A 7,646-nucleotide genomic window follows, 5' to 3' on the forward strand; every position below is an offset into this window, starting at 1 on the left:
TGCATAAGTCATACTGTCTAAAACTGCTGTTAGCCTTGTTTGTCACTTTGGCGTAGCAATATCCATACTGGTAGCAGCCCAACCAGCACGATTAAGAGGCTTGGCAGCGCAGCTCGCCCCCACATACCCTCGCTTGTCATCTCAAACACCCGCACCGCCAGCGTATCCCAGCCTTGCCGCCGCGTCATCAAAGTAATGGGCATCTCTTTCATCACCTCAACAAAACCCATGAGCAACGCTGTCAAAACCCCGGGGCTTAATACCGGCAGCATGACCTGTCGCCAGCGCTGATAAGCACTGTCACTGAGCAGTTTGGCCGCCGCTTCTTGATTGACCGTCAGGCGCTGCAACTGGCGATCGACAGGCTGAAAACTCACCGTCATAAAGCGCGTCGATAGAGCCAGCAGCATCACAATGACGCTGCCTGATAATATCTGCTGCGAGGTGATACCAAAGGCAATCATCTGATTGTCAAGCCATGCAATGGGAATAAATATCCCCACCGCCAGCACCGTACCTGGTACCACATAGCCTAGGTTTGCCAAGGTCGTCATCAGCTTGGTTGTTTTGTCAGGATACTGACGCTTGATCCACGCGATGACAATCGCCAAAAAAGCAATAAACATCGTGGTCATACTCGCAATCATCAGGCTATTGGTGACAAAATCGATATAACGAGCATCGAAGTCTTGACGAAAATTGGCCGCCGTCCAGTAGATAAGCTGCAAAAACGGTATCAAAAAAGCCAGCGCAAACACTAGCGTACACAGCAGCGCCATACCCCACTTAGCAGGTTTGCTCGCCTCAAAACGATGACTGCTGCCTTGGGTGACAGCAGTGCCGCGCTTGGCCTGCCAATACTGCTCAAACAACACTACGACAAAGACCACACCGATCAATAACGCGGCAAGCTGCGCGGCCGTGGTCAAGCTAAAAAACCCAAACCACGCCTTGTAGATCGCGGTGGTAAAGGTATCGACATTAAACACCGACACCGCGCCAAAGTCCGCCAAGGTCTCCATACTGGCCAACAGTAAACCGCCGATAATCCACGGCAAAGCTTGCGGCAAGGCCAAACGAAAAAACACCCGTCGACGGCTCAGCCCCAGCATTTGACCAGCTTCAATCGCCCGCCGACCTTGAGACAAAAACGCTTGACGCGCCAGCAGATATACATAAGGATAAAACGCCAGCGACAACACCAGCCCTGCGCCCCAGACATTTCGCACGGACGGAATCGCCATACTTACGCCCAAATCACGTAAGGCGGTCTGTAACGGCCCACTAAAATCCACAATACCGACGGTCACAAACGCCAAAACATAGGCAGGTATCGCCAGCGGCAACATCAACGCCCACGAAAAAAACCGCTGGCCAGGAAAGCGGTACATACTGGTCACCCACGCCAAGGCAGTACCGACTGTCCCAGAAATAACGGTGACCATCATCAATAAAATAGCGGTGTTTTTGAGCACTTGTGGCAGCACATACTCACGCATGTGTGTCCAAATATCAGCGACAGGCTGCGTCCAAGACAACAGCACGATCAAAATTGGCACCAGCATAAACAACGAAATCAGTCCTAAGACTGATTTTGAAAGAATGCGCTTACGCAAAGTGTGGTCTTGATTGACTGCTGAATGCCCGTCACTCATATCACCATCGACGATATCGCTTTGACTTACAGACGCATCTGGCGTTGTGATCATATCATTATTACCGTGTCATACTTATAGAGTCCACAAAATAACAAATACCAATCCCAAAGAAATTTGAGATTGGCATCAGTCATCGAGATCTATTTATAACCCGCTTTATCCATCATCTGAATGGCTTGGGTTTGCAGCTCACCAAATTTTTGTACATTGATGTCGTCTTTTTTGAAGCTACCCCATGATCTTAGCATCTCAGACTCATCCACGCCTTCCTTGACCGGAAACTCCTTGTCCGAGCTGGCATAGATTCCTTGGGCTTCATCAGAGGACAACCATTCGATCAGCTTTAGCGTACCATCTGGATTGTCTGAGCCTGTGACCACACCGGCACCTGAGACGTTTACATGCGTACCAGTGGTGCCTTGATTGGCCCAAAATATTTTTACTGGGAAGTTTGGTTTTTCGTCCAATATACGGCCATAATAGTAGCTGTTGGCGATACCGACCTCACACTGACCCGCCGCGATCGCCTCTAGCATGCTGGTGTCATCACTGAACACATCTGTGGCTAAGTTAGCTACCCAGCCGCGGATGATTTCTTCGGTTTTTTCTGCGCCCAAGTGCTCAATCATGCTAGCAACCAATGATTGGTTATAGACTTTCTTTGAGGTACGTAAGCATAGCTTGCCTTTCCATTTTGGATCAGCCAAATCTGCATAAGTTGACAGCTGAGCGGCGCTGACCTTGCTTGGATCATAAAAGATCGTACGAGCGCGTAGTGACAGCCCTGTCCACTGGCCTTTTGGGTCACGATATTTGGCAGGGACATTGTTTTCAAGTACCGTCGAAGCCACAGGCTGGAGCAGGCCTTGCTGCGCGGCTTGCCATAAGTTGCCCGCATCGACGGTCAATAGCATGTCAGCTGGCGTGTTTTGGCCTTCTGCTTGCAAGCGCGCCATTAGCGGGCCTGTCTTGTCCGTTACCAGCTCAATTTTTACGCCTGTCTCTTCGGTATAACGATCAAGCAGCGGCTTGATCAGCTGCTCATTACGAGAAGAATAAATAGTAATGGTTTGCCCATCTGCACTTGTGGCATCATCGGTGGTCGCTTGCGGCGCAGTGCTCTCGCTGGCCGTAGTCTCGGCGCTCTCTTCTGTCGTTGAGGAATTACTACAACCCGCTAGTCCGAGCATCATGCCACAGACGACAACAGGTAAAGTAAGCTTAGAAGCAGAACGCGTAGCGCTGATGGTGTTCAATGACATGGTTTTCCCCATAATAGTGCTATAAAAAAGGTGAGATAGATAAAATGGCGACGATATAAAATGGGTATATTATCAATAACAATACTTGCTGCAGTGCAGAGTGCTGACACAAGACGTTAATAATCATGTCAGGCATGTCAGAATAGTCATGCCAGCTACTAGCAAGTTCCGTCACTGGCGATTGATAACCCCTAAATATATGGAAACAACATACTAATAGAAATGAGATTAATTATCAATACATTTGTTTAAGCGAGATTTAGCACCCATCTCCGCTCATTTTTGCCGTATTTTTGGGCCGTGTCTTCCCAACACAAACATAGCAGTTAGAGCAACCACTGACCCAAGATGACATTGACCGCCGCCTCAGTGCGTAAGATACGTGGACCAATGGTGACCGCCGTACAGCCTTGCTTGGTAAGCAAGTCAATCTCGTAATCTATCCAGCCGCCCTCGCTACCGATACAAACCAAGCTCGGTAGCGCCAATGATGACGGCTGGACGTATTGGGCAAATGATTGCGCGCTGTACGGGTGCGCCACGATGGCACGGCAAGTGATCAAGCCCCCCAGCTCATCTTCGACAAACGGCTTAAAACGCTTGGCCAACGTGATACGCGGCACGATGGTATCGACGCCTTGTTGTAGCCCTTCTAAGACAAACTCATCCAAACGATCGAGCATCGGGCTTTGCCAGTAGCTTTTTTGGGTGCGGTAGCTATTAATCAGGACGATATGTCGCACACCTAGCGCCGTCATATCCATGATTAGGCGGCGTAAGACCTTTGGCCGTGGCAGTGCTAACACCACCGTCAAATCAAGCTTTTTGGGCGGTGCGCAGCTCAGCTGTACATCGCATAGCTCGATTTTATCAGAGTGCATGCTTGCTATCTGCCCCGTACCGAGCTGGCCACCGAGCTTGCCTATTTTCAGCCTATCTCCGGTGGTGGCGGCTAATACTTGAGTGACGTGCGTGATTTGCGCTGCGTCATCGATATAAGCGGTGTCTGCCGAAAAGTTGTCGCTGGGCAATAAGATACAGTTCATAAAGGCTCTTGGTGCGACTGCTGGGCAATCACTTCTTCTATCATAGTCACTTGACGGGTCAGTACCGATTGTTGTTGGCTGGTCAGCCGCTCGCCTGCAAGCCCTGCCCGTTTGGCCAGTGCCAGATCACAAAGCCAAGCGGCTAACTGCTGGTAAATCAGCGTGGTTTCCGCACGGATGTCGCCAGCAGTATGGGCGGCTGACGCCCATGCCTCGTCTGTGAGATTATCTGGTGCCGCCGTGTCAGGAGAAGTATGCGTGTGAGAGGTCGTCACAGGACGATAAAAAGCATTGTACGGCTGATACAGCGCCCCAACCTCAGCGAGCTTGTCTACCACGCTTTGGCACGACTGCGTATAGCGCCCCATGATGACAGGCGTGGCCACACTTGCCGGCTCCACAGGATTGTGTCCGCCGATATCGACAAGCGAGCCACCGACCAATGCCACATTAGCAAGCTGATACCATATCATCAGCTCGCCCATACTATCTGCCACATACACTTGCGTGGCTGCCTCAATCGCCTCATCACGACTGCGCCGTGCCATCGTCAATGCCGACTTTTTGACGAGCTCGGCCACCTCATCAAAGCGCTCAGGATGTCTGGGCACGAGTACAAGCAGCGTATCGGTCAGTGCCGCCTGTGACAACAATTGCTGCTGTAGTGACAGAGCGATCTCTTCTTCGCCGCTGTGTGTGCTGGCCGCCACCCAAATCGGACGACCGGTGACTCCAAATCGCTCGGCCAGACTCATCTGATCGCTGATGCTACCGTGCAGCGAATTGCTTTGCTCATCTACGCGCGGCTCACTGGCGCTGCTGTCCTGCTTTGGCGCATTGATGACCCATTTTAGCGAGCCTGCCACACGGATTTGGGCACTGCTGGCACCGAGCTGCCGAAAGCGCTTAGCAGATTCATTGTCTTGCGCGATGATTAAGGTAAGGTTTTTCATCATACTACGACTGACAGCAGCAATTTTTTGATAACTGGCAAAAGAAGACGCTGAGAGCCGGCCATTGACCAAAATACTGGGAATACGCTGTTCGGCCAATTTAGATAAGATATTTGCCCACAGCTCTGTCTCAACAAACAATGCCGCTATAGGCTTTACGTGTGCCAAAAACGTCTCAATCACGACAGGGCTATCGACCGGCACATAACTATGGCTCATCTGGCCTTGGGCAATCTCATCAGCAAAACGGCTGGCACCACGGGCAAAACCCGTCTGAGTGGTATTGGTCAACCATATCTGATAACCCGCTGCCAATAACGCCTCTAGTAGCGGTGCGACCGTATTGGTCTCACCCAATGAAACCGCATGACACCAGATAACGCCATGATGCGTCATATTATCGCTCACAGCTATAGGAGGCGAGGGATAATGCTTACCAAAGCGCTGCGCCACTTCTTGCTGATAGTTGTCGCGCTGGTGCGAGCGTCTCCATACTTGCAGTCGATACAAGGGCTTTAGGACATTGATGGCGCATTGATAATAAAACGGCGGCTGATACACCGCATGATTAAGCCCTGATACTGAATCAGATCTCTGCGAAACGTGCTCAGATGGCGTAGGAGAAGATGACATAGCGTCGCCCAGATTGGTAATGAATCAGATTATATGGTCAATCCACTATAAAAGAATGACAGTATTAAACGCGCTTGAAGTATTACACATACCGATACACTCGTATATGTCTGTACTTGGCTGCTATCAATTTTTTTGATTGAATCAATGATGACAAAATGCCAATAAAAAACGCGCCAATTCTACCTCAATTTGACACTGAACAACACGCCTTTAATTACTGCCCGCCATAAGTATAAGCAGTTCAAAATAAAAGGGATACGTTAAGAATTGCGTTCTGCTGGTATAAATTTTTCTCGCTTGCTGTGCGCTTTGCACTCCAGAGGCTTCAAAAAATTCATCCCAGCAGTACTGTGTTCTTTTTAAATTGAAACGACTATATGTTAAACAATGATAAATATCAGTATCGCCACCATAACGACAGCAGCGAGCAGCAACTGATAGCGCTTGCTGCTATGTTGCTCTTGTTTTTGGGTGGTAATCAGCGCTTGCGCTTGCTGCCACTGCTCGAGCACACTTGCCGCTTCTGCATGACCGTTTTTTGCCGCTTGCTCGAGCCAATATTTACCATTATCGATATCTTGCGCCACCCCCAGCCCTTGGTAGTACATCTTACTTAGCAAACGCTGGCCACGGCTGTCGTTTTTGCTTGCCGCTTGTTTGACCCATTCAGCGCCCGCTGCCAGCGCCGCCTCTGTCTCGGCTGTGACACCTTCGCCGAGCAGCTCATACATTGCCAAGCGTAGCATGGCAGCAGTATTACCCGCCTCTGCTGCGGTTTGTAATTTGAGTAGTGCTTGTTTTTTTACAGCCAAATGCTTTGGGGCAAATTTCACCTGCGCGCGCGGTGTGTTTTGCTTGGCGATATACTGCTCGAACTGCTCTAGAATGCGACTGGCTTGCTGATAGTCTGACTCGCCAGCGCTCTGCATGACCTCAATTTCCTTTAGCTCAGTCATTAGCTGAGTAAACAGCTCGGGCGTAGGCGCTAGTTTGGCGTTCGGTGCCAATGGTTCTGGGGGTGCTTGGGACGATTGGGGTGATTGATGTTTTGAAGGCTGAGGTGCTGGTTGCTGAGTGCGCGGCGAGACAGATTCAGTTATCAGTGATGCGTCATGGGATAAGTTACTAATTGACGTTTGTGCTTTATCGAGCGATACGTCACTGAAGGCAATTTGGCTATCTGCCGTGGGCACGGTACTGACGCGCGCGCCTGCTTTTGCGTCATCATCGATACTGACTTGGCGGTCTATGCTATCGATGCCAGCAGCGCTATTGCGGCTGTCAGCATATTTATTTGTAGTGGTGCTGTCTGTGGTAAAAGATGGCGCGGTATCGAGTGCATCAGTGCCATGAATGCTGGGCGGATGTGCCGCAGGCAATCTGGCGCTCACCGCTTGATACAGTCCGCTTGCCACCTGATCACCTTGCACAGCAACAAAGGGGCGATCGATATGGCCAAACAGCCGCAGCCCGATAGGCTCTAACGCAAAAAACAACGGCGGCTTATCCGCCTCAGTCGCCTCATTATCCTCACGATAGACGACCGCCATATGCTGATAAAAATCCTCACGAATGAGCGCAAGCTCAGGATAACGCTTGCCTAATTCAAACTGCCCGTACCAGTGCGGCGTCTGCTGCCAGTGCTGCGCTAGCACGCGACCTGCATAAAACGCCAAAAACACCATCAAATTGCGATAGTGCTCATCAACCAGCAGCATCTCTTCAGACCAGCGCTCTGTTTTGATCAGATCGCGGCGTATCTGAGACAGCAAGGTATCGACGCGCTGCAAGCTTGCCAGCGACTCATCCAGCATACAAGCGCGCAGCTGGCTTTCATAAGCCATACCGCCTGCGATAGGACGATTGGCCAAAAAATCCTGCCAATAACCAGCTGCCATATAATCAAGGGGCGTTACGGGCGATGCAGCCATAAACCAGCGTGTCCTTTATTTAAATTCAAAAATTTAGGGCGTGTTGAACATTCGACCATGGCACTGACAGCGACTATTTTTTAGGCGATTCGATGTTAAAAATAATAAGTTTAGTCATTCTAAGCGCTTATTTTTAACGATGAAGCGGCAAAAAAGAGTC

General features: G+C 50.2%; 5 protein-coding genes. All 5 read right to left on the reverse strand.

Annotation, left to right across the window (positions count from 1 at the left end; genetic code table 11):
• Positions 1-29 precede the first annotated feature (29 nt).
• Complete coding sequence (locus JMX98_RS05900; RefSeq protein ID WP_201585274.1) at positions 30-1,709, reverse strand: ABC transporter permease; 1,680 nt, start codon at positions 1,707-1,709, stop codon at positions 30-32.
• Between the two features lie 89 nt (positions 1,710-1,798).
• Positions 1,799-2,920 (reverse strand): extracellular solute-binding protein, encoded by a 1,122-nt coding sequence (locus tag JMX98_RS05905; RefSeq protein ID WP_201585276.1) that lies wholly within the window; start codon positions 2,918-2,920, stop codon positions 1,799-1,801.
• A gap of 326 nt (positions 2,921-3,246) precedes the next feature.
• Positions 3,247-3,966 (reverse strand): 16S rRNA (uracil(1498)-N(3))-methyltransferase, encoded by a 720-nt coding sequence (locus JMX98_RS05910; protein WP_201585278.1) that lies wholly within the window; start codon positions 3,964-3,966, stop codon positions 3,247-3,249.
• Positions 3,963-5,552, reverse strand: coding sequence for a 3-deoxy-D-manno-octulosonic acid transferase (locus tag JMX98_RS05915; protein WP_201585280.1), 1,590 nt, complete (start codon positions 5,550-5,552; stop codon positions 3,963-3,965). The genes JMX98_RS05910 and JMX98_RS05915 overlap by 4 nt, the downstream gene beginning before the upstream one ends.
• 383 nt (positions 5,553-5,935) lie before the next feature.
• A complete protein-coding gene (locus JMX98_RS05920) occupies positions 5,936-7,486 on the reverse strand; it encodes a tetratricopeptide repeat protein (RefSeq protein ID WP_201585282.1) in 1,551 nt (516 codons plus the stop codon).
• Positions 7,487-7,646 lie beyond the last annotated feature (160 nt).

Source organism: Psychrobacter sp. HII-4, from assembly GCF_904846595.1.
Taxonomy (GTDB): domain Bacteria; phylum Pseudomonadota; class Gammaproteobacteria; order Pseudomonadales; family Moraxellaceae; genus Psychrobacter; species Psychrobacter celer.

Bases quoted from the DNA above. Each gene is read 5' to 3' on its own strand.
- JMX98_RS05900 (WP_201585274.1), bottom strand. From the start codon at position 1,709: ATGATCACAACGCCAGATGCGTCTGTAAGTCAAAGCGATATCGTCGAT.
- JMX98_RS05905 (WP_201585276.1), bottom strand. From the start codon at position 2,920: ATGTCATTGAACACCATCAGCGCTACGCGTTCTGCTTCTAAGCTTACT.
- JMX98_RS05910 (WP_201585278.1), bottom strand. From the start codon at position 3,966: ATGAACTGTATCTTATTGCCCAGCGACAACTTTTCGGCAGACACCGCT.
- JMX98_RS05915 (WP_201585280.1), bottom strand. From the start codon at position 5,552: ATGTCATCTTCTCCTACGCCATCTGAGCACGTTTCGCAGAGATCTGAT.
- JMX98_RS05920 (WP_201585282.1), bottom strand. From the start codon at position 7,486: ATGGCTGCATCGCCCGTAACGCCCCTTGATTATATGGCAGCTGGTTAT.